The sequence below is a fragment of the Campylobacter showae genome (assembly GCF_900573985.1).
Lineage (GTDB): Bacteria > Campylobacterota > Campylobacteria > Campylobacterales > Campylobacteraceae > Campylobacter_A > Campylobacter_A showae_E.
In genome coordinates, this window is the sequence record NZ_UWOK01000001.1 from 707,501 (window position 1) to 727,254 (window position 19,754).

A 19,754-nucleotide genomic window follows, 5' to 3' on the forward strand; every position below is an offset into this window, starting at 1 on the left:
ATGGCACTGGGGATGGGATAATCGTCTAGTGTAAAAAGACGGCCGCGCATATTTCGCGCGATACTCACTTTTATACGAGCGAGCATTTGGCTGCGCTGTACGGTAAAAGTCGGCGTAAGCTAGTTTAGGCGCGCTGGTATTTATTTTGCGAACGGCTTGGTAAATTTGCTCAAATTTAAGACGCAAAATTCGGCGAGACTTCAAATTTATAGATTCCACAAACTCCAAATTTTAAGAATTTCCGACCGCGCAAATTTATTCAAACTCAAATTTAGCTAAAAATTATCGCTCTGCCCGTTTAGTAGCTTATCCACGACGTAGACGGCGATCTTTTTAGCGCCGTTCATGCTGATGTGCATGCCGTCGTCCTTGCGCAGCGGCTTTTTGTCGGCACCTTCTTTTAGATACTTGCCGTTATCGCAGATTGCGCCGCTGATATCGATGTAGCGCGCGCCGTACTTTTGCGCCGAGTCCTTGTAGATCAGGTTTAGCGCCTTCATTTTTTTGTCAAATTTCTCGCTCTTCATGCACGGAACCCCCAGCCACACGACCTGTGCGCCGTGCTCTCCCGCGATCTCGTAGATCTCGGCGATCCTGCCCTCATACGCCTCGCGCCATGCGTCGGTGCCAAAGTCCAGCGCCTGCTCGTCAAACGTGTAGCTATAAGCGTCGTTTGCGCCAAAAAGCGCGAATATCAGCAGATTTTGCGGGCGATTTTCTAGGCTTGCTAGCGCCGCATTTAGCTCCTCGCTCCAGTTGTAAAATTTCTTATTTGTTAGCCCCGTGCTTGCTCTTGCCATATTTTTGATTGAGATTTTGCTCGTTTTTAGCGCATTTTCAAAGCCCCAGCCAAAGCCTTGCATTATGGAGTCGCCTATCAAAATAACACCTAAATTTTCATTTAGCTCGATATCAAAAGTCGCGGATTTATTTGTTTTGCTCGGAGCGCTCGGCGTTAAATTTGAGGCTAGCGAGCTGTTTTTATCTAAATTTAAAGCGGTTTTAGCTGGTAATTGAGCTGTTTGCGCAGTCAAATTTACATCTTTTACCGTGCCGATACTAGGCGTTAAATTTTGCGTATTTTGAGTGTTTAAATTTGCCGGTTCGATTTGCGAGGCGGTTAAATTTTGCTCCATTTTAGGGCTAGTTGCGACCTGTTTTTTATCGCCCGAAAAAATACCCATAAGTTTATCGATAGCAGATTTTGCGCTCTGCAAGCCGTCCTCTGCCGCGCTTATAAATTTATCGCTCAGCGCCATCGCTCGCTCGTCCGTGATGAAAAAATCCTTTTGGTATTTGGCTTCGTAGTAGTTTGACAGCGGTCTCAAAAATAGCGCAATCAGCGTAAAAAACGCGATAAATACCCCAAAAAACGCTCTCATTAAAATCCTTGATATATAAAGTTAGGCATACCAGGCGGCATCAAAAAGTAAATAATTATCCCAAAAATCGCCAAAAAAACGGCTGAAAAAATAACGTTTATATTTTCAAAAAATTTGACCAACAGCGGATAAACATCAAGCGCGGCGTATAAAAATACGAACACAAAAACGCCCGCAAATAGCGCACAAATCGCAAGAAGCTCGCCGCCGGAGTTTCTAAAAATAGCTCCGATGTAGCGCACCGCCCCCTCAAAATCCATCGTGAAAAACACCCAAACCATACTCACGAAAATAAACGTAAAATATCGCCCCAGCATCGCCGAGTTTAGCCATTTGCGCTCGCTGGTTAGATTTAAAAACACGACGCCAAGGCCGTGGATGAGCCCCCAGAGCAAAAAGCTAAGCCCCGCTCCGTGCCAGATGCCAGAGATCGCAAAAACTAGCATCACGTTTAGCTGCGTCTGTACCGCCGTGCCGTGACTACCTCCCAGCGGGAAATAGACGCACTCTTTAAAAAAATTCATGAGGCTGATGTGCCAATTTTGCCAGAAAATTTTTAAATTTCGCGCCGTAAAAGGGCGGTTGAAGTTTTGCGGTAAAACAAAGCCACACATGAGCCCTAGCGCCGTCACGAAGTCCACGTAGCCGCTAAAATCGGCGTAAAGCAGCACGCTGTAGCCAAAAAGCGCGCCAAGAAGCTGCGAGGCGGGTAGGGTGGGCGCGGCGAAAACGGGATTAACTATCTCGAAAAGATGGTTTGCGACGATGATTTTTTTAAAAAGCGCGGAGCACAAAAGCGCGAATATGGCGGGGCTAGCGCGAAAAACCTTGGGCGAATTTAGCGTCTCGAAAAAGGGCTTTGGCCGCAAAATCGGACCCGAAATAATCGCGGCAAAAAAGCTAAGAAAAATCAGCGTATCAAGGTAGCTAGGCGCCTCTAGTTCGCCCTCTCGCACGGCTTTTAGCAGCAAAATGCTCATAAACGAATAAAACGAAATGCCAAGCGGAAGCGCGATGGTTTCAAGCCTCATGACGCCAAATTTGATCGTAAAATAGCCGCCGTATTTAAAAAACGCAAGCGCACAAAGCACGAAAATAATGCCCGCGGCAAAAGGAATAGCAGAGTCTTTGCTCTGAGCCGCCCTTGCGAAAAGAAAAATCGCGGTGCTAAAGATAAAATTTATGATTAAAAACTTAAGCCCGAACGAGGCCAAAAACAGGTAAGAAAAGGCGAGTAAAACGATTTTTTGTAGGTGCGGGCGCATGTTTAAAAAATAATAAATCGGCCAAAAAATAAAAAAGCACAAGCCAAATTCTATGGAAAAAAGATTCATATACCGCCTAATTTTTTGCGTAATTATATAAAAAAATGATTTTGGGTTGGGTTAAATTTACGTTTGACGGGAATTTAAAATTTACTTGCTGTTTTGCGAGAATTTTAAATTTGAGTCCATAACGGCTCAAATTTGCTTGGATTAAATTTGCTTCCAAATTTGAGCCCTAAAGTCGCTCGCCGTCTTGCGTAAATTTGACGGAAATTTAAAGCCGCTCTATCGCTGCCAGTACGTTTGCCGCGTCGTTTGCGGGCTCGGCTACGTCGTTAAATCTTTTTACGACTTCGCCGTTTTTGATGATCAGCGTTTGGCGGCGGTAAAATTTCTTACCGTCGTTCGTGGTAAAGGTTTGTAAATTTAGCGGGGATTCTAGCTCGAAGTTTTCGTCGCTCAAAAAGATAAAATTTGCGTCTACGCTTTGTTTAAACTCGTTCATCTTTTCTATGCTTTGAGAACCGACGGCTATTAGCATAAAGCCTAAAGACTCGAGCTTTGCAAGGTTTTCTTGATAGGCTTTGCACTGAAGCGTGCAGCCGGTTAATCCCTTTAAATCCTTTAAATTTTCTGGTAAAAACTTCCCGCTCTCGCCCATTTTGGGATAGGTAAAAACGATGCAGTTTTTGCCGCTCGTTAGCTCGTCAAATTTGACCGAATTTGCATTTATATCTTTCATTGCGTCCTCTTTGCGTGTGAATTGTTGAAAAAATAGACTAAAAATAGCACCGTAAAGCTTATAAACAGCATAATCGCCGAATAAACGTGCGCCTTAGTATAGTCCATGAGCTCGACGGCCTCGTAGATGGCGATGCTGGCGACTTTTGTCTTATCTCCGACGCTACCGCCTATCATCAGCACGACGCCAAACTCGCCCAAAGTATGCGCGAAACTTACTATGAGAGCGGTTAGAAGCGAGGGTTTGATGTTTGGCAAGGCGACTCTAAAAAGCGTCTCCCATTTGCCTTTGCCTAGCGAGTAGCTCGCCTCAAAAAGGCTCTTTGGCAGGCTCGCAAAGCCAGCCTGAAGCGGCTGAAACATAAATGGCAGCGAGTAAATGCAGCTAGCGATGATGAGGCCTGAGAAGTTAAAAACCAAGCGTATATCAAAGGTTTCCTCAAAAAATTTGCCTAAAAAATTATAAGGCGAGAGAAAAACCAGCATATAAAAACCCAGCACTGAAGGCGGCAGCACGAGAGGTAGCGAGATCACGGCTTCTAGCACGGGTTTAAATTTAAAACTCGCGCGGCTGAGCCAAAACGCAACCGGCAACACGAGAAAAAACAAGATCGCAGTCGAGATAAAAGCAAGCTTTAGCGAGAGGTAAAAGGGCGTAAAATCTATATTCATTTCGGCTCGCTTTGCGGGTAAATTTGATCGTTTCGCTCGCCAAATTTGTCGTTTTCGCTACCGCTTTTTTGCAAATTTAACCCAAACGCCTTGGCGCTTATCGACGCTTCGTCACCCGCTTTTAAATTTGCAGCTTCTGCGGCGCTTAGCGCTACTTCGCAAAGCTGCTGACCGACGGAAACGACGGCTACGTAGATGGCGTCGCGCTTTGAGATCTCTAAAATTTTTGCCGGCAGGCTAAATTTCTGCGAGCCGCTGTGGCGCAAAAATATCTCGCCAGGGCTGCCTTCTTGCGCGATTTTACCGCCCTCTAGCACGAAGACTTTGGACGCGAGTTTGTAGATCTCCGCGACGTCGTGGCTAACCAAAATCGTCGTCATATCAAACTCGGCGTGCACCTTAGCAAGGTAGTCTTGCAGCTTTTCGCGCATGGCGTTATCAAGCGCGGAGAGCGGCTCGTCGAGGAGTAAAATTTCTGGCTTTCGCATGAGAGCGCGGGCTAGGGCGGCGCGCTGCTTTTGGCCGCCGGAGAGCTGCGAGATGGCGGCGTTTTCTAGCGAGCTCATCTCGACAAGACCCAGCAGCTTGCGCGCTAAATTTACGTCGTTATTTGCAAAAAGCAGATTTTTCATCACGTTCATATTCGGAAAAAGCGCGTAGTCTTGAAATAAAAATCCGATATTTCGGCTTTGCGGCGGAGTGAAGTTTTTACCGTCAAAAAGCGTCCGTCCGCCTGCTTTTATCGTTCCGCTATCAGGCGTTTCAAAGCCCGCGATCAGGCGCAAAAGCGTCGTTTTGCCGCTGCCGCTTTTGCCGTATAGAGCTACGAATTCGCCTTTTTTTACGTTCAAATTTACGTCTAGATCAAATTTCCCGTTTGCGCCGTTTAGGCTTTTTATGCAGTTTAGTTCTATCATGCGATGTAGAGCGAGGTTGCCTTGATGTAGGCGTAAATTTGATCGCCGAGCGTTAAATTTAGCCGCCTTAGCGATGCCGTCGTGATGATGCTTTCAAACTCAAACTCGCCCGCGTTTAGATGCAGCGAGCTCGTGATTTGTCCTTTTTGGATGTTTGAAATCTCGGCTTTTATCTCGTTTGAGACCGAGCAGTTTAAAAGCGGGGAGGTAGCGACGAATACGTCCGAGCTTTTAAAGCCTAGCCGAACTTCGTCGCCGATTTTTAAATTTTGTAGATTTTCCAAAGAGAGCATTTTTAGGCTTAAATTTTCGGCGCTAAACTCAAAAACGCTAACGCCGTCATTTTGCTCTATCGCCGAAATTTTAGCCTTTATCACGGGACGACGTATCCGAATTTTCTAAAGATTTCCTTCGCGCGGTCGCTTCTGATGAAGTCGTAGAAAGCCTTGGCTTCAGGATTGTTTTCGCCGTGTTTTAGGATAACCATGCCTTGATCGATCGGTGTGTAGAGTGCAGGATCGATGAGGATAAAGTTTTTGCCCTCTTTATACTCGGCCATTTTTTCATTGTGCATTGCAGAAGCCGCGATAAATCCGACGTCAGCAGCGCTTAGAGCTTGGCTTAGAGCCTCGCCGATAGATTTTGCTAGGACGATGTTTTTCTCGACTTTATCGTAGATGCCCGCTTTTTTTAGAGCCTCGATGCTAGCCTTGCCGTACGGAGCGGTTTCAGGATTTGCGATCGCGATGGCTTTTAGGCCTTCTACCGCGTTTATGCCTTTGGCTAGGTCGATATCTCTGATCGTAAATAGAGCAAGCGCGCCCTGAGCATAAACTACAGGCTCGGTTACGGCAAATTTAGTGTCGTATAGATCCTCTACGAATTTCATATTTGCAGCCATGAAAACGTCGGCAGGAGCGCCGTTTTTGACCTGGGTAGATAGCGCGCCGCTAGCTCCTAGAGTGACGGTTACATTGGTGTCGGGATTTGATTTGGCAAACTCAGCCTTTAGCTCGTCAAACGCGTAAGTGACGTTTGCTGCGGCAAATACGTTGATCTTGCCTGCGTTTAGGTTAAAAGCGGCGAGAGCCGCGAAGACTAACGAAAAAAATGTTTTTTTCATTTTTTATACTCCTACTATGATTTGACTTGCTTTGATTATAGCGGTGAGCTCGTCGCCCACACCGATGCGCATTTGCATCGCGCTTTCTTTGGTGATGATAGAGGTTATCGTCTGATGATTGCTGATTTCTAGTACGATTTCGGCGTTTACGGAGCCGATTTTAGCCTCGATAACGCGTCCTTTTAGTAAATTTGCCGCGCTTAGTTTTAGATTTTCCTCTTTTGCGAGCATTACGCTTGGAGCTTTAAAGATAAATACGACCTTTTTGCCGACCTTTAAATTTAGATTTTTTTCAGACTCGACCGTGACGTTAGCGCGTAAAATTTCGCCGTTTGAGAGTTTGGCACTGATTTGCGAATTTACCGCGCCCGTTTTTACGTCCGTGATCTCGCAGCTTAGTTGGTTTCGCGCGCTTAGACTCATACTCATGCGCTGTAAATTTAAAATTTCGTTCGTATCGACGTTTATATTTGAACAAACTTTTTCTAAAAATATCTTTTGGCTTTCCAGCATCGCGTCGTATAGCGCGATCATCTTTTTGCCGTAGGGCGTGAGCTCCGAGCCGCTGTTTTTCTTGTTGCCTTCGGCTCTTGCGATTAGCGGTTCGTCCGAGCGGTTATTTAGAGCGTCAAGGCTGTCCCATGCGTTTTTGTACGAGATGCCGACGTACTCGGCCGCTTTTGTTATGCTTTTGGTGTGTTCGACGGCCTTTAAAAGCTCTATATGTTTAGCCAGCACCGATACGCCGCTATCTAAAAATAGCTCTAAACTAACGTCTGCTTTCATGAAAATCCCCCAAATTCTATCAATATAAAAAAATAATTTGCTAGAAAGTATATTTAAATATATATGAAAAATAACTTAAACAAACTTCGTAATACCGGGCATTTTGAAATTTATAAATTTAAAAGCTACATTGAGATAAAATCTCAGGTTACTGCCTTTGCAGACTTGAAATTCGGAGATTCGATGAGAAAATTTTTACTCTCTTTTTTGCTTTTTTTTAGTTGCGTTTTTGCCGAACAAACGCAGGAAAAGGGCGAATTTGACGACGAATTTACCCAGCCTAGCGAGATTTTCGATCCGCTTAGCGGCTATAATAGAATGATGACGGGATTTAACGATTTTATGTACGTAAACGCCATCCATCCTGCGATAAAAGGTTATAACTACGTAGTGCCCGAGGCTGCTAGAACTGCGGTGGGGAACTTTTTTGACAACCTTTTATATCCCGTTCGCTTCGTAAACAACCTCTTGCAGTTTAAATTTAGCGAGGCGGGCGAAGAGACGCTGAGATTTTTGGCAAACACTATCATTGGCTTTGGCGGGCTAACCGACGGCGCGAAATACTACAATCTGCAACGCCATGACGAGGACTTCGGCCAGACGCTTGGATACTGGGGCGTTGGTAGCGGCTTTCACGTGGTTTTGCCGTTTATCGGACCCTCAAATTTACGCGATATCGTCGGTCTAGTCGGCGATTATTATCTCGATCCCGTCAGTTACGTAAAACCGGCGCTAGACTCCTTTGCGATAAAAACTTTCCGTCAGGGCAACCTTTTGTCTTTACATCCAGATGCTTACGACAATCTTAAAAAAGACGCGATCGATCTGTATCCGTTTCTACGCGACGCATACGAACAGCGCCGAAATCATTTAATAAAGGAATAAAATGAAGTTTTTAAAAATCATTCTGCTTGCGTTTTTTAGCGCGGTTAGCCTCTTTGCGATCAGCGAGGAGCAGATAAAACCTACGATGCAAAAAGCGACGCAAGACGCTATCGAGGTGCTAAAAAACGCAAATTTGAGCAAAGACGAGAAAATAAGCAAAATTTTCGCCGTTTTTGACCCGTATTTCGACTACGAACAGATGTCAAAGATCGCCCTAAGCAAGCGCTACAACAACCTAAGCGCCGGGCAAAAGGTCAAATTTAACAAAGCTTTTGAAGAGAGATTAAAATCAAGCTACGTCGATAAGCTTTTAAGCTACAAAAACCAAACTATAAATTTTAAAGACGTAACCAAACCGAATGAAAATCGCTACTTTCTAAATGCCGATCTGGTCGGCGAGGACGGCAAAAACTACGGCTTTACGTATAAATTTTACAACGCCAAAGAGCGCGGCTGGCTCATCTACGACGTTGAAATTTTAGGCGTTAGTATCATCCAGACCTACCGCAGTCAGTTTGACAGCCTGATGGAAAACGAGAGTTTTGAAAATTTGCTTAGCAAGCTAAACTCCGTCCAAGCTCCGCAATAAGGCGTTGATGAAGCGGATTTTTAAATTTATCGTCGACTTTCCAAAAAGCGTTATCGCGGGCGTACTAGCCGCGACGCTGGTTTTTGGATATTTTAGCGCCAAGCTCGAGGTGGATGCGTCTACAGAGACGCTGCTACTTGAAAACGATAAAGATCTGGCCGTCTTTAGAGACGTTTCTAAACGCTACGTTAGCCCAAACTACCTAGTTATAGCCTACACGCCAAAAAACGATTTGCTCGCGCCTTCCACGCTTAAAAAGATAGAAAATTTAAGCCGCGAACTAGAAAAAAACGAGCTCGTATCAAGCGTTATTTCGGTACTAAATATCCCGCTGCTTCAAAGCGGAACTAACGATCTTGGCGAGCTAGTTAAGCACGTACCAAGCCTTGCCGATGCCGATATAAACAAAACTCTAGTGCGCCGCGAGTTTGCAGATAGTCCGCTATATACGAACAACCTCGTTAGTCGCGACCTAAAAACTACGGCGATCGTGTTAAATTTAAAGACCGACGAGAAATATCAAAGCATACTAAACGAGCGAAATGCTCTGCTAAACGCCAAACTTGAGGGCAACATCACAAGCGAGCAAAAACAGCGCCTAAGCGCCGTAAATGCGCAGTTTAAAGCTCACCGCGACGAAGCTCGTATAAAAGAACACGCCGCGATCGAGCAGATCCGCGAGACGATAGCGAAATTCGGCGGAGGCGAGAGCCTGTTTTTAGGCGGGGCAAATATGATCGCCGACGATATGGTGAGCTTCGTGCGCTCGGATCTTGCGACCTACGGCATCAGCGTGACTCTGCTTTTGGTCTTTTGTCTTTGGCTGTTTTTTAGGCAGATTCGCTACATCGTTATGCCGATTTTTATCTGCGTGATTAGCGTTATTTGGGCGAGCGGGCTGTTTGGGTTTTTCGGCTGGGAGATTACCGTCATCAGCTCAAACTACATCGCACTTCAGCTCATCATCACGATCTCGGTCGTTATTCACCTGATCGTGAGCTACCGCGAGTTTTGCATCACAAAGCCGCATCTTAACAACCGTCAGCTAGTCTATCTCACGCTGCGCGATAAGGCCAGCCCGTCGTTTTTTGCGATATTTACGACCGTTATCGGCTTTTTGTCACTTGCGCTTTCGGATATCAAGCCTATCATAATGCTTGGAATCATGATGAGCGCGTCGATCTCTATCTCGCTAGCGCTCGCGTTTTTGTTATTTGGGTCTGCGACGGCGCTGATGCCAAAGCTTGCTCCCGTTAGGACGTTTGAGGATAAATTTAGCTTTACCAAGCACTGCGCCGCATTTGCGCTAAATCACAGCCGCGCCGTTTACGCGATTAGCATTGCGGTGCTTATTTTCGGGCTTTACGGTATCTCAAAGCTAAAAGTCGAAAACAGCTTTATAAGCTATTTTAAAGATACGACCGAAATCCACAAAGGCATGCAGGTAATCGATACGAAGCTAGGCGGCACGGTGCCGGTCGATATATTGATCAAATTTAACAAGCCTAAATTTGAGCAAAGCGCGGCTAAAAACGAGCCTAAAGACGAATTTGACGACGAATTCGCCGCTAGCGCGAACGAGGATAAGTATTGGTTTAATCAGCATAAAATCGACGTCGCGAAAAAGGTGCATAACTATCTAGAAAACAAGCGCTTCGTAGGGCACGCCAGCAGCCTAAACACCGTCGTAAAGGTCGTCGAGCGTATCACGCAAAAGCCCGCCGACGGCCTCATGCTCTCGATCCTATACGAACAGATCCCGCAAAAATACAAAGACATCATCCTAAGCCCCTATGTAAGCATAAAAGATAACGAGCTTCGCTTTACGGCGCGAACCCTTGATAGCGACGACGCGCTACGCAGGGACGAGTTTTTGCGCGAGCTTAGAACCGACATCGCAAATTTGATCGCAAACGACAACGCAAGCGTGCAAGTTAGCGGCGCGATGGTGCTTTATAATAACCTCCTTCAAAGCCTCATCGCCTCACAGGTCGATTCTTTCGGTTTTGTCATCTTGTCGCTTTTTATCGTTTTTTGCATTATTTTTAAAAGCATTAAGCTCGCCGCCATCGCTATCGCGTCAAACTTGATCCCGCTTTGCGCGGTGTTTGGCGTCATGGGCGTGATGGGTATCCCGCTTGATATCATGAGCATTACGATAGCAGCTATCAGCATAGGCATCGGCGTGGACGACATCATCCACTACATCCACCGTCTAAAAATCGAGCTTCGCAGCAAAAACGTCGCCGAGTCGATCAAGGCCTCGCACGCAAGTATCGGCTACGCGATGTACTACACCTCGTTTGCGATCATTCTGGGCTTTAGCATAATGGTAACTAGCAACTTTATCCCGACGATATATTTCGGACTTTTGACTGATCTTGTTATGATAATGATGTTGCTGGGGGCGCTGGTGCTGCTGCCGACACTAATCAAAACCTTTTACCGCGTTAAAAATTCCCCATAAACGACGGATTTCAAGCTTTAAAATTTTAAACCCGCTTCGGTTACGTATTTCATATACGCGCCCTCGCGGGTTAAAATTTTAAAGTTAAACTACGCCTATTCTGTCTGGAATACTTGTATCATATCTTGCTAAATTTACAAATTTTGCCCACCGAGACCCATATCTTTAAAACGTAAATTTAAAACGTGCGGCGCGATAGCGCCAAATTTAGACCTGCACGCAGTGTAACAACTTCTCACGTCGTAGGGGTTGGGGGATTGTTAATGGGGAAGGGAGCTCTTTTGCTTCGGCTTTGCCTCGCAACTGCTAGCAGAGCGTAATTCAAGCCCCTTTCCTCTTAACATAAAAGCAAGATAGCTTGAAACAATGCGCCAAATTTAAAAACTAAATTTAGTGCCGTCAAGATGCGGGTTTTGGTGCGTAAAATTTACAAATTTGGTTAAATTTGACTTCAAATTTGAGTATAAAAGCTAAGCAAAAATCTGCAAAGAAGTGCTCGAGTGAGAGTTATAAGCGAAGCGCAGCAAGAGGCAAGCCGCTAAAATATATAAAAACTACTCCTTTAAAACCTTCAAAAACGAATACACGTCTCTCACGCCGTCGATGTGCTTGGCATACCAGATCGCGTGTTTTTCTTGCTCTATATCGGTGATGATACCCGTAAATACGACGTTGCATTGCACTACGCTTACTCTTACGCTTGTGCCGCTGATTATGCTATCTTTAAAAAAGCTATTTTTTAGTTTTAGCATTATGGCGAGGTTACTCTCGCATTCGCCGCCGTCGCTAGGAAAGCGAATATAGGTGTAAATTTTACTCACGCCGTCGGTGTTTTTGGCTAGCTCTACGAGTTTAGTTTTGTGCTCGTCATCGGGCACCACGCCGATGAGATACACGTCGCCGTAAAAGCTCTCTACGTCCACGTTTAGGTTACTAAGCCCGCTTGAGGCTAAAATTTTAGTCTGGATTTTCGTTTTTATAAATTTATCTTTCGTTATCGAATAGATACCGCGCTCATCTTTGCTGATCTGGTAGGCGTCGTAGACGTTTATGCCCGTTAGCGGCGTCACGGTCGTAAAGAGCTCAAGACAACCGCCGAGGAAAAAAATCGGCGAAAAAATGAGGATGTTTTTTAAAAAAAATCGCGCAAATAGCTTTTTCATCGCCGACCCATAAAATTTTCTCCAAATACTATAGAAATCAAACTAAAATTTATATAAATTTAGTTATAATCGCGCTCATCATCCAACGACGCGGAGGATAAAGCGATCTGGTGGCGCTCGCGGACTTCAAATCCGATGGCGGGGCGGTTGACCGCTTCGCGGGGAGTTCGATTCTCTCATCCTCTCGCCAAAACTTCTACGTTTATTATCTTAAAACAAGCAAAATTCAGCTACAATAAGCCGTTTATATTAAATTAATTTAAGGTTTTTCTTTTGGCTAATTCATCCGCCTCTAAATTTCCTCTCGCACGCGCCGTTTTAGGCAGGATATACGTGGTGCTTTTTGCTACCGCCGTATTTCTGATATGCGCCGCTAGCTTTGGGTTAAATTTAAAATTTGAAGGCGTAAAAGAGGATATTTACGCTGCGAATTCTAACTTTAAAATTTTCCTCAAAGAGCGCGCCTCAATCATAAATAACGAGCTAAGGCTCATCGAGATCTACATCGACGCGCCTGAATTTGACGCAAACGTTATTTTCGACTTTGCCGTAAAAAACAATAATGAATACATGGCCTTTTTCGTCGTAAACGAACGCGGCGAGATAGAGTTTGTCAGCGATGAAAAATTGCGCGACACGTACTCCGCCTTTTTCCTATCAAAGCCTTGGGAAAACGAGCCTGAGGATAAAATTTTAAGATCAGAGTTTATGTTTGACAAAAGCGACGTACCGACGAGACTCGTCGCAAAAAAGATGAAAAACGGCAAAATGGTGGCTACGCTCATACGCTTTACGGCGATTTACGAGGAGTTTGCGCGCGGATACGAGAGGATCGGCGTAAATTCGTTCGCGATAGACAAAAGCGGCAGAATCGTGTTTCACCAAAACCCCGAGCTAGTTTTAGAGCGCAAAAACATCTTTGATCTTTACGACGTGGACGTTGATTATCTAGACAGCGACGAAGTAAAATTTGCAAATTTAAGCTCGCTAAATAGCGAGATTTATTATATCCAAAGAGTTCCCGGGATCGGTTTGGCCGTGGTTTCAAGCTATTCTATGGGTAAATTCGTAAAAGAAAATTTAATATTTTTATTAATCTGCGTTGCATTTTTGGCCGCGGGCGCTATTTTTACGATTCGATACGTCAAATTCGTCAAAAACTCCGTCATAAAGCCAGTTTTATCTATCAAAAATTTAGTCGCAAAAGCCGGCGACGGCGAGGAGATCAAGACCTACGCGAAATTCGGCTCGGTAGAGGAATTTGATCAAATCTCGGACGAGATCGTCAAATTTTACGGAGATTTCGGCGAGAAAAAGGCGAAATTTGAGGAGTACTCTCGCAAATTCGGATTTTTGTTTGAAAAAGGACCTTTTATCTTACTCTTAATCGACGCAAAAAGCGGCAAGATCGTCGAAGCAAGCGCAAGGGCGTGCGAGTTTTACGGATTTAGCGAGGAGGCTATAAAAAGCAAAAATTTAGCCGAGCTAAACGCGTCAAATTTGACCGATATGAAAACGCTGCAAGAAGACGAAGGCGAAATTTACGAAACGAACCATTTTGTCGCGGGCGGCGAGATAAAACAGGTGCGCATCTACAAGCAAAACTACGAGCTATCTAACGGCGAAAAGATCGGCTTTTGCGTCGTAAAAGACATTACGAAGAGCAATACTCTAAAGAAAAACGCGCAAAAACAAAGCGAGATAGACGCCCATTCACCGCTGTTTAGCGTAGTTTGGAAGGACCGCTTTATAGGCGATATATCAAGCGTTTCGGACAATATCGAGCGCGCGCTGGGGTACAAAAAAAGCGAAATACTCTCAAACGAATTTGAGTTTAAAAACATCATCCATCCAGAAGACCGAGATAGACTCGCGAATGAATTTAATATCAAATTTAGCCTATTTAACGCAGCTTCGCTCAAAAAAGAGAACGAGTCGCTGCAGTCTTGCAGGCTGATAAGGAAAAATCTAGAGGTCATAAACTGCAGCGTATTTATCAAATTTATCTCAAAAGACGGCAGAACCGTGGACGAGGTGATCGGGTACTTCATAGAGAGCAAGCTGGCGGCAAATTTGACCGCAAAAGCGAGTATCGAAGTGACGCGTCTAAACGACGACAAAGAGGGCGCATATAAAAATACGATTTTAAGCCTATTTGCAAATGCACAAGAAGCCGTCGCAGTAGTCGGGCTAGACGGCGTATTTTTAGACGCTAACGATGCTTTTTGCAGGTTGAGCGGCTACTCCAAAGAAGAAGCCATCGGCAAGCCGTCAAATTTACTAAAATCAGGCGTGCATGACGATAAATTTTACGAACACATGTGGAAGAGGTTGTTGAAAAAAGGCTTTTATGGCGGCGAAATTTATAATAAGCGAAAAAACGGCGAAATTTATCTCGAGCAGCTTAGTATCGCGACCGTTTACAGCGGCTCAAAGCCTAGCTACTTCGTGGCGGCGTTTCACGAGTTGCCGTGGGTAGAGCCTGAGATAAAACAGAATGAATCAAAAGCAAAGGAGCAAGAGTGAGCGAATTTGACGCGAGCGTTTACGAGCACGAGATACCAAGCGGCACGAGGCTGTATTTCGGACAAAGCGCTAAACTAAAAAGAAAGATCGAGCGCGCGGCGAGCGAAATTTTGGAGAAAAACGGATTTCACGAGATCGTGACGCCATTTTTTTCATATCATCAGCACCTAAGCGTGCAGCCCACGGCTCTGGTGCGCTTTAGCGATCACGAAAATCACCAAATCAGCCTGCGCGCCGATAGCACCGTGGATGTCGTTCGCATCGTGCTTAGACGCCTAAAAGACACTGAGCCTAAACGCTGGTTTTACATCCAGCCGGTTTTTAAGTATCCTAGCACCGAAATTTATCAAATCGGCGCCGAGCTGATCGGCGAGAGCGATCTGGCTACTAGCGTCAAGATCGCAAAGGAGCTTTTTGAGTCGTTTGACCTCGCGCCCGTGCTGCAAATCAGCCACATCGCGATCCCGCAGATCGTGTGTAGGCTTTTAAATTTACCTATTTCGATATTTGAGCACGGCGAGATCGAAAAAATCCTAAATCAAAACGAAGAGTGGTTAAAAAGGCTGGCTTTCGTAAATACGGTGGGCGACATCGACGAGATTTTGCCGCTAGTACCGAACGAGATAAAAACCGCGTTGCTTGAGATAAAAGAGCTAGCCCAAGCGGTAAAATATGAAAATTTAAGAATTGTTCCGTTATATTACTCAAAGATGAGGTATTATGACAAGCTGTTTTTTAGATTTTTAGGCGGCAACGCCGTGCTAAGCGGCGGCGGCAACTACGAGATAGAGGGCATCAAAAGCAGCGGATTTGGCGTATATACCGACGCGTTAATCGAAAATTTAGATCAAAAGGAGAGAGTATGAGCAAGGCTGACGTGATAGTGGGCGTGCAGTGGGGAGACGAAGGCAAGGGCAAGATCGTAGATCTGCTAAGCGGCGGCTACGATATGGTGTGCAGGTGTCAAGGCGGGCACAACGCGGGCCACACGATCGTCGTAGAGGGCAAGAAAATCGCGCTGCATCAGGTTCCATCGGGCATACTTCATAAAAATATAATCAACATCATTGGCAACGGCGTCGTGCTCTGTCCAGCCGCGATAATCGAGGAGTTAAAGCAGTTTGGAGACGTTTTAGGACGGCTGTTTATCAGCGACAAGGCGCATTTAAATTTGCCTTATCACGCGCAAATCGACCAAGCCAAAGAAAAGGCCAAAGGCGCACACGCCATCGGCACGACGGGCAAGGGCATAGGGCCTGCATATAGCGACAAAATCAGCCGCAGCGGACACCGCGTAGGGGAGCTAAAAAATCCCGAGAAACTTTGCGACGCGATTCTGGCCGATTTTGCGGCAAATAAGGCATTTTTAGACGTTTTGGGCGTCAAAGCGCCTGCGCGCGAGGAGCTTTTAAATGAGCTAAAGAGCTACGAGGCGGCGCTGGGTAAATTTATCGTAGATACCACGCACATGGTGTGGGAAGCCATAGACGCAGATAAGAAAATTTTACTCGAAGGAGCACAGGGCACGCTGCTAGACATCGATCACGGCACGTATCCTTTCGTAACTAGCTCAAACACCGTAACAGCAGGTAGCTGCAGCGGTATCGGGCTAAGTCCTAAAAACGTCGGCGAGGTAATCGGCATCATCAAGGCCTATACGACCAGAGTCGGTAACGGCGCATTTCCGACCGAGGATATGGGCGAGGACGGCGAAAAGATACGCGATATCGGACGCGAATACGGCGCTACGACTGGCAGGCCGCGCCGCACGGGCTGGTTTGACGCAGTCGGCGTGAGATACGCGGCGAGACTTGACGGCGTGGATAAATTTGCGCTGATGAAGCTTGACGTTTTAGACGGTTTTAAAAAGGTAAAAATCTGCAAAGCCTACGAGAAAAACGGCAAGATAATCGAGTATTTCCCAAGCGATCTAGAGGGCGTAAAGCCGGTCTACGAGGAGCTTGAGGGCTGGGATAAGGTAGAAGGGGCGCGTAAATTTGAGGACTTGCCCGCAAATGCAAAGGCCTTTATCAAGCGCATCGAGGAGATCACGGGCGTAAAAGTCGGCATCGTTTCCACGAGCCCGGAGCGCGAAGACACGATAGTTCGTTAAGATGAAAAGCAAATTTACGCAAATCGTAAATATAAAAAAGCGAAATTTAGACAAAATCGAGCTAAATTTAGCAAGAACCAGAAACGAAGTGGCGATGATAGAGGGCTTCATAGCGCAGGCCGCCGAGCAAATTTCAAAATTTGAAATGCCCTCTAGCGGCTCTGCGACCGATTTGCGCGGATCGCTGGAGCTTCTTGGCGCGATGCGGCGAGAAAAAAATCTGCTAACCGAGCGGCTCGAGCTAATGAAAAAAAGCATCGCGCACCTCGAGCGGCAGCACAAGGCGGCAAATTTGGAGTACGAAAAGATGAAATACCTGCAAACGCAGGACTTTAGCGCGCAAATAGAAAAGATAAAAAAAGCCGAAGCGGCGGCTCTGGACGAGTTTGCGACGATGAATTTTACTAGGCAAAAAGAGGCGAAAGCTTGAAAAAAATTTTGATTTTACTAACTTTAAATTTATGCGTTTGGGGCGCAAACGACGTAAACGCTCAAAGCCCGGCGCAAAGCGGCTTTAAGATCCCGGTGGACTGCGTTTCGATCTTTGAAACCAGAAAAGACGAGCTAAAAAGAGAGCTTGCTAAAATAGACGAAGCAAGGCAGGCTTTGGAGGCTTTTCGTGCTAGTTCGGCGGCGCTTTTTGAGGAGCGAAACGCCAAGCTAGCCGTCAAAGAGGCCGAGATGAACGCAACTCTAGCCCGCGCGCAAGAGGAAAAAAAGCAAACCGAGCAGCTGCTAAAGAAAAACGAGGAAATCGTAAAAGAGCTAAAAGCGATGACTAGCGACAAGGTCGGCGAGGCTTACGGCAAGATGAAAGACCAAGCCGCCGCCGACGTGCTAAGCGCGATGGATAGGGTGGATGCGGCTAGTATCATGTACTCGCTAAGCCCTAAAAAAATCTCCGCGATAATGGCAAAAATGGAGCCTACCGCAGCGTCTGAAATCACGCTTTTAATCAAACAAGGCCCGCCATTTATAAAAGCCGAAAAAAACGTAACGCAGGAAATCTTTCCGACTTCGCCCGACGGCCCGGCGGGAAATTTGCTAAATTTATAAATTTGGCGTTATAACGCTCTAAATTTAGCTTGGCTCGCGTCTAAATTTGAGCTCAAATTTGCGCGGATAATGCGAAAGCCAAATTTGCCTTTGGCGGTCAAATTTGACTCCAAAGGTTAAATTTTACCGCCGTCAAATTTAACTATCGCTCGGACCCAAAAGTATTTTTGCCAGCGCGTCAAATTTTGCTTCAAATTTTACTTAAAACAAACGCCCGTCAAAACAAAAACTCCGTGAGATTTTAGGTATTTCTTACCAAATTTTGGTTAAAATCAAGCCCAAAAAGAGAGGTAAAAATGCGTATAAAACTCCCACACACACCCTACATCGCGCACAAAATCGCTATTGATTTATTAAAGTCCGGATTCGTAAATTTAACGCGCGGAGTAGAGCCCGTAGCGGCATGCGCGAAAGAAATTTTAGATAACGATTTACAAAAAGAAAAAGCGCTTGAAGAGCGCGTAAACGAGGTGCTCGCCGAGAACGAAGACGATATGGAGAGCATGAAAGTCGATAGAAAAAATATGTTTTGGCTCGTAAAAAAGAAGCTCGCCAAAGAGTACGGCGTGATCCTAACATACGAAGACCGCTTTAGCAACGTTGCTCACCTCGTGCTAGAAAGCGCTTGGAAAAAAGGACTCATCGACTACACGGTCTCTGAAAACCGTATCAAAAACATCATCTACGGCTCGATCGAAGACTATCTAAAAACGTATGAAATTTTACAAGACGTGGTCATCGACAAGATCGACGGCTACAAGCGCAAGCTAATCCCGGGCACCGAGGAGTACGACATAGTATTTGAGCGGCTCTACGAGGACGAACTAAGAAAACGAGGCATGCTGTGAGAGCTTATATCTACCTTGAAAACGGCGTTTTTTTACAGGCGAAGGCCTTTGGCGCGAGCGGTACGGCTAGCGGAGAAATGGTCTTTAACACGAGTCTAACGGGCTATCAAGAGATCATGAGTGATCCTAGCTACGCGGGTCAGTTTATCGTCTTTACTATGCCAGAAATCGGCATAGTAGGCGTAAACGAAAACGATATGGAGAGCGCCAAAATCCACGCTAGCGGCGTTTTGATGAGGGATTTTAACTCTACGCCGTCAAATTTCCGCTCGCAAAAAAGCTTGGAAGAATTTTTTAAAGAGCAAGGGAAATTCGGCGTTTACGATATCGACACGAGATTTTTAACCAAGATGCTACGAGATAACGGCGCGCTACACGCTGTGATCTCGACTGAAATTTCAGACGAAAAAGAGCTAAAAAAACTACTCGAAAACTCGCCCAAAATTTCAGAGATAAACTACGTCGCAAAGGTGAGCACGGAGCAAATTTACGCTCACAAAAAGGGCGCCTGGGATCACGCGAGCAAAGCCTACTCCGCGCTAAAATCAAACGGCAAAAAGATCGCCGTCATCGACTACGGCGTGAAGCGAAACATCCTAAACGAGCTTTGCGAAACCGGCCTTGAGACGCAAATTTATCCGCACGACATCGAGGCAGACGAGCTCATCGCTAAATTTAACAAAGGCGAGATAAACGGCGTGTTTCTCTCAAACGGCCCGGGCGAACCAAAAGCCCTAAAAAACGAGATCGCGCAGATAAAAAAACTGATCGAGGCGAGGGTGCCGATTTTTGGCATTTGCCTAGGTCATCAGCTGCTTAGCAATGCATTTGGCTTTGAGACGTACAAGCTAAAATTCGGTCAGCACGGCGCAAATCATCCGGTTTTAAATTTGCAAACCAAAGCAGTCGAGATAACGGCGCAAAACCACAACTACAACGTTCCCGAGGATATCGCGCAGGTCGCCCATATCACGCATAGAAATCTTTTCGACGGTACGATCGAGGGCGTGAGATACAAGGATTATCCGGTATTTTCGGTGCAGCATCACCCCGAGGCTAGCGGCGGACCGAGCGAGAGCAAATATATCTTTAAACAATTTTTAGAAATTTTATAGTTGCTAGTCGCGGTCAAATTTGAGCAAAATTTAGGGTTAAATTTGCGAGCCGAATTTAACCCCAGCGCGGCTAAAATTTGCAAATGAAATTTGACGGTCAAATTTG

General features: G+C 45.7%; 19 protein-coding genes and 1 tRNA gene. 11 read left to right on the forward strand and 9 right to left on the reverse strand.

What is annotated here, in order from left to right:
* Positions 1-275: 275 nt before the first annotated feature.
* The 8 genes from EE116_RS03550 to EE116_RS03585 all read right to left on the reverse strand — a co-directional run bounded on the left by EE116_RS03550 (position 276) and on the right by EE116_RS03585 (position 6,886).
* On the reverse strand, positions 276-1,382 hold the full coding sequence (locus EE116_RS03550; protein ID WP_122873258.1) for an SGNH/GDSL hydrolase family protein: 1,107 nt from the start codon (positions 1,380-1,382) through the stop codon (positions 276-278).
* Positions 1,382-2,716 carry an MBOAT family O-acyltransferase gene (locus EE116_RS03555; protein ID WP_122873259.1) on the reverse strand — a complete coding sequence of 445 codons (1,335 nt, stop codon included), beginning with the start codon at positions 2,714-2,716 and terminating at the stop codon, positions 1,382-1,384. Before EE116_RS03555 ends, EE116_RS03550 begins: the two co-directional genes overlap by 1 nt.
* Before the next feature lie 205 nt (positions 2,717-2,921).
* Complete coding sequence (locus tag EE116_RS03560; RefSeq protein ID WP_122873260.1) at positions 2,922-3,389, reverse strand: redoxin family protein; 468 nt, start codon at positions 3,387-3,389, stop codon at positions 2,922-2,924.
* On the reverse strand, positions 3,386-4,060 hold the full coding sequence (modB, locus tag EE116_RS03565) for a molybdate ABC transporter permease subunit (protein ID WP_122873261.1): 675 nt from the start codon (positions 4,058-4,060) through the stop codon (positions 3,386-3,388). Before modB ends, EE116_RS03560 begins: the two co-directional genes overlap by 4 nt.
* Positions 4,057-4,977 (reverse strand): ABC transporter ATP-binding protein, encoded by a 921-nt coding sequence (locus EE116_RS03570; RefSeq protein WP_122873262.1) that lies wholly within the window; start codon positions 4,975-4,977, stop codon positions 4,057-4,059. The genes modB and EE116_RS03570 overlap by 4 nt, the downstream gene beginning before the upstream one ends.
* Positions 4,974-5,354, reverse strand: a complete 381-nt coding sequence (locus EE116_RS03575; protein WP_122873263.1) for a TOBE domain-containing protein — start codon at positions 5,352-5,354, stop codon at positions 4,974-4,976. Before EE116_RS03575 ends, EE116_RS03570 begins: the two co-directional genes overlap by 4 nt.
* Positions 5,351-6,100 carry a molybdate ABC transporter substrate-binding protein gene (gene modA / locus EE116_RS03580; RefSeq protein WP_122873264.1) on the reverse strand — a complete coding sequence of 250 codons (750 nt, stop codon included), beginning with the start codon at positions 6,098-6,100 and terminating at the stop codon, positions 5,351-5,353. The genes EE116_RS03575 and modA overlap by 4 nt, the downstream gene beginning before the upstream one ends.
* 3 nt (positions 6,101-6,103) lie before the next feature.
* Entirely contained in the window at positions 6,104-6,886 is a 783-nt protein-coding gene (locus tag EE116_RS03585) for a TOBE domain-containing protein (protein WP_122873265.1), read from the reverse strand.
* Positions 6,887-6,949: 63 nt separating this feature from the next.
* Between EE116_RS03585 and EE116_RS03590 the strand changes: the two genes are divergently transcribed.
* The 3 genes from EE116_RS03590 to EE116_RS03600 are packed head-to-tail and all read left to right on the forward strand — an operon-like array spanning position 6,950 to position 10,827.
* A complete protein-coding gene (locus tag EE116_RS03590; protein WP_122873266.1) occupies positions 6,950-7,771 on the forward strand; it encodes an MlaA family lipoprotein in 822 nt (273 codons plus the stop codon).
* A gap of 1 nt (position 7,772) precedes the next feature.
* Positions 7,773-8,360, forward strand: coding sequence for a Tgt2/MlaC family protein (locus EE116_RS03595; protein WP_122873267.1), 588 nt, complete (start codon positions 7,773-7,775; stop codon positions 8,358-8,360).
* A 7-nt stretch (positions 8,361-8,367) separates the two neighbouring features.
* Positions 8,368-10,827, forward strand: a complete 2,460-nt coding sequence (locus tag EE116_RS03600) for an efflux RND transporter permease subunit (RefSeq protein ID WP_122873268.1) — start codon at positions 8,368-8,370, stop codon at positions 10,825-10,827.
* A gap of 554 nt (positions 10,828-11,381) precedes the next feature.
* On the opposite strand, the gene EE116_RS03605 is transcribed toward EE116_RS03600, so the two are convergent.
* Positions 11,382-11,990, reverse strand: coding sequence for a BON domain-containing protein (locus tag EE116_RS03605; RefSeq protein WP_122873269.1), 609 nt, complete (start codon positions 11,988-11,990; stop codon positions 11,382-11,384).
* Positions 11,991-12,082: 92 nt separating this feature from the next.
* Between EE116_RS03605 and EE116_RS12430 the strand changes: the two genes are divergently transcribed.
* The 8 genes from EE116_RS12430 to carA all read left to right on the forward strand — a co-directional run bounded on the left by EE116_RS12430 (position 12,083) and on the right by carA (position 19,648).
* Positions 12,083-12,180, forward strand: a tRNA-Sec gene (locus EE116_RS12430).
* A gap of 83 nt (positions 12,181-12,263) precedes the next feature.
* On the forward strand, positions 12,264-14,516 hold the full coding sequence (locus tag EE116_RS03610; RefSeq protein ID WP_241091623.1) for a PAS domain S-box protein: 2,253 nt from the start codon (positions 12,264-12,266) through the stop codon (positions 14,514-14,516).
* Positions 14,513-15,382, forward strand: a complete 870-nt coding sequence (locus EE116_RS03615) for an ATP phosphoribosyltransferase regulatory subunit (protein WP_122873270.1) — start codon at positions 14,513-14,515, stop codon at positions 15,380-15,382. Before EE116_RS03610 ends, EE116_RS03615 begins: the two co-directional genes overlap by 4 nt.
* Positions 15,379-16,629, forward strand: coding sequence for an adenylosuccinate synthase (locus EE116_RS03620; protein WP_122873271.1), 1,251 nt, complete (start codon positions 15,379-15,381; stop codon positions 16,627-16,629). The genes EE116_RS03615 and EE116_RS03620 overlap by 4 nt, the downstream gene beginning before the upstream one ends.
* Position 16,630: 1 nt before the next feature.
* Positions 16,631-17,059 carry a flagellar export protein FliJ gene (locus tag EE116_RS03625; protein ID WP_122873272.1) on the forward strand — a complete coding sequence of 143 codons (429 nt, stop codon included), beginning with the start codon at positions 16,631-16,633 and terminating at the stop codon, positions 17,057-17,059.
* A complete protein-coding gene (locus EE116_RS03630; RefSeq protein WP_122873273.1) occupies positions 17,056-17,685 on the forward strand; it encodes a MotE family protein in 630 nt (209 codons plus the stop codon). The genes EE116_RS03625 and EE116_RS03630 overlap by 4 nt, the downstream gene beginning before the upstream one ends.
* Positions 17,686-17,981: 296 nt before the next feature.
* A complete protein-coding gene (locus EE116_RS03635) occupies positions 17,982-18,533 on the forward strand; it encodes a DUF507 family protein (RefSeq protein WP_122873274.1) in 552 nt (183 codons plus the stop codon).
* A complete protein-coding gene (gene carA, locus EE116_RS03640) occupies positions 18,530-19,648 on the forward strand; it encodes a glutamine-hydrolyzing carbamoyl-phosphate synthase small subunit (RefSeq protein ID WP_122873275.1) in 1,119 nt (372 codons plus the stop codon). Before EE116_RS03635 ends, carA begins: the two co-directional genes overlap by 4 nt.
* Positions 19,649-19,754 lie beyond the last annotated feature (106 nt).

Coding starts and splice junctions, on each gene's coding strand:
- EE116_RS03550 (WP_122873258.1), bottom strand. CDS start 1,382: ATGAGAGCGTTTTTTGGGGTATTTATCGCGTTTTTTACGCTGATTGCG.
- EE116_RS03555 (WP_122873259.1), bottom strand. CDS start 2,716: ATGAATCTTTTTTCCATAGAATTTGGCTTGTGCTTTTTTATTTTTTGG.
- EE116_RS03560 (WP_122873260.1), bottom strand. CDS start 3,389: ATGAAAGATATAAATGCAAATTCGGTCAAATTTGACGAGCTAACGAGC.
- modB (WP_122873261.1), bottom strand. CDS start 4,060: ATGAATATAGATTTTACGCCCTTTTACCTCTCGCTAAAGCTTGCTTTT.
- EE116_RS03570 (WP_122873262.1), bottom strand. CDS start 4,977: ATGATAGAACTAAACTGCATAAAAAGCCTAAACGGCGCAAACGGGAAA.
- modA (WP_122873264.1), bottom strand. CDS start 6,100: ATGAAAAAAACATTTTTTTCGTTAGTCTTCGCGGCTCTCGCCGCTTTT.
- EE116_RS03585 (WP_122873265.1), bottom strand. CDS start 6,886: ATGAAAGCAGACGTTAGTTTAGAGCTATTTTTAGATAGCGGCGTATCG.
- EE116_RS03590 (WP_122873266.1), top strand. CDS start 6,950: ATGAAAAATAACTTAAACAAACTTCGTAATACCGGGCATTTTGAAATT.
- EE116_RS03595 (WP_122873267.1), top strand. CDS start 7,773: ATGAAGTTTTTAAAAATCATTCTGCTTGCGTTTTTTAGCGCGGTTAGC.
- EE116_RS03600 (WP_122873268.1), top strand. CDS start 8,368: ATGAAGCGGATTTTTAAATTTATCGTCGACTTTCCAAAAAGCGTTATC.
- EE116_RS03605 (WP_122873269.1), bottom strand. CDS start 11,990: ATGAAAAAGCTATTTGCGCGATTTTTTTTAAAAAACATCCTCATTTTT.
- EE116_RS03620 (WP_122873271.1), top strand. CDS start 15,379: ATGAGCAAGGCTGACGTGATAGTGGGCGTGCAGTGGGGAGACGAAGGC.
- EE116_RS03625 (WP_122873272.1), top strand. CDS start 16,631: ATGAAAAGCAAATTTACGCAAATCGTAAATATAAAAAAGCGAAATTTA.
- EE116_RS03635 (WP_122873274.1), top strand. CDS start 17,982: ATGCGTATAAAACTCCCACACACACCCTACATCGCGCACAAAATCGCT.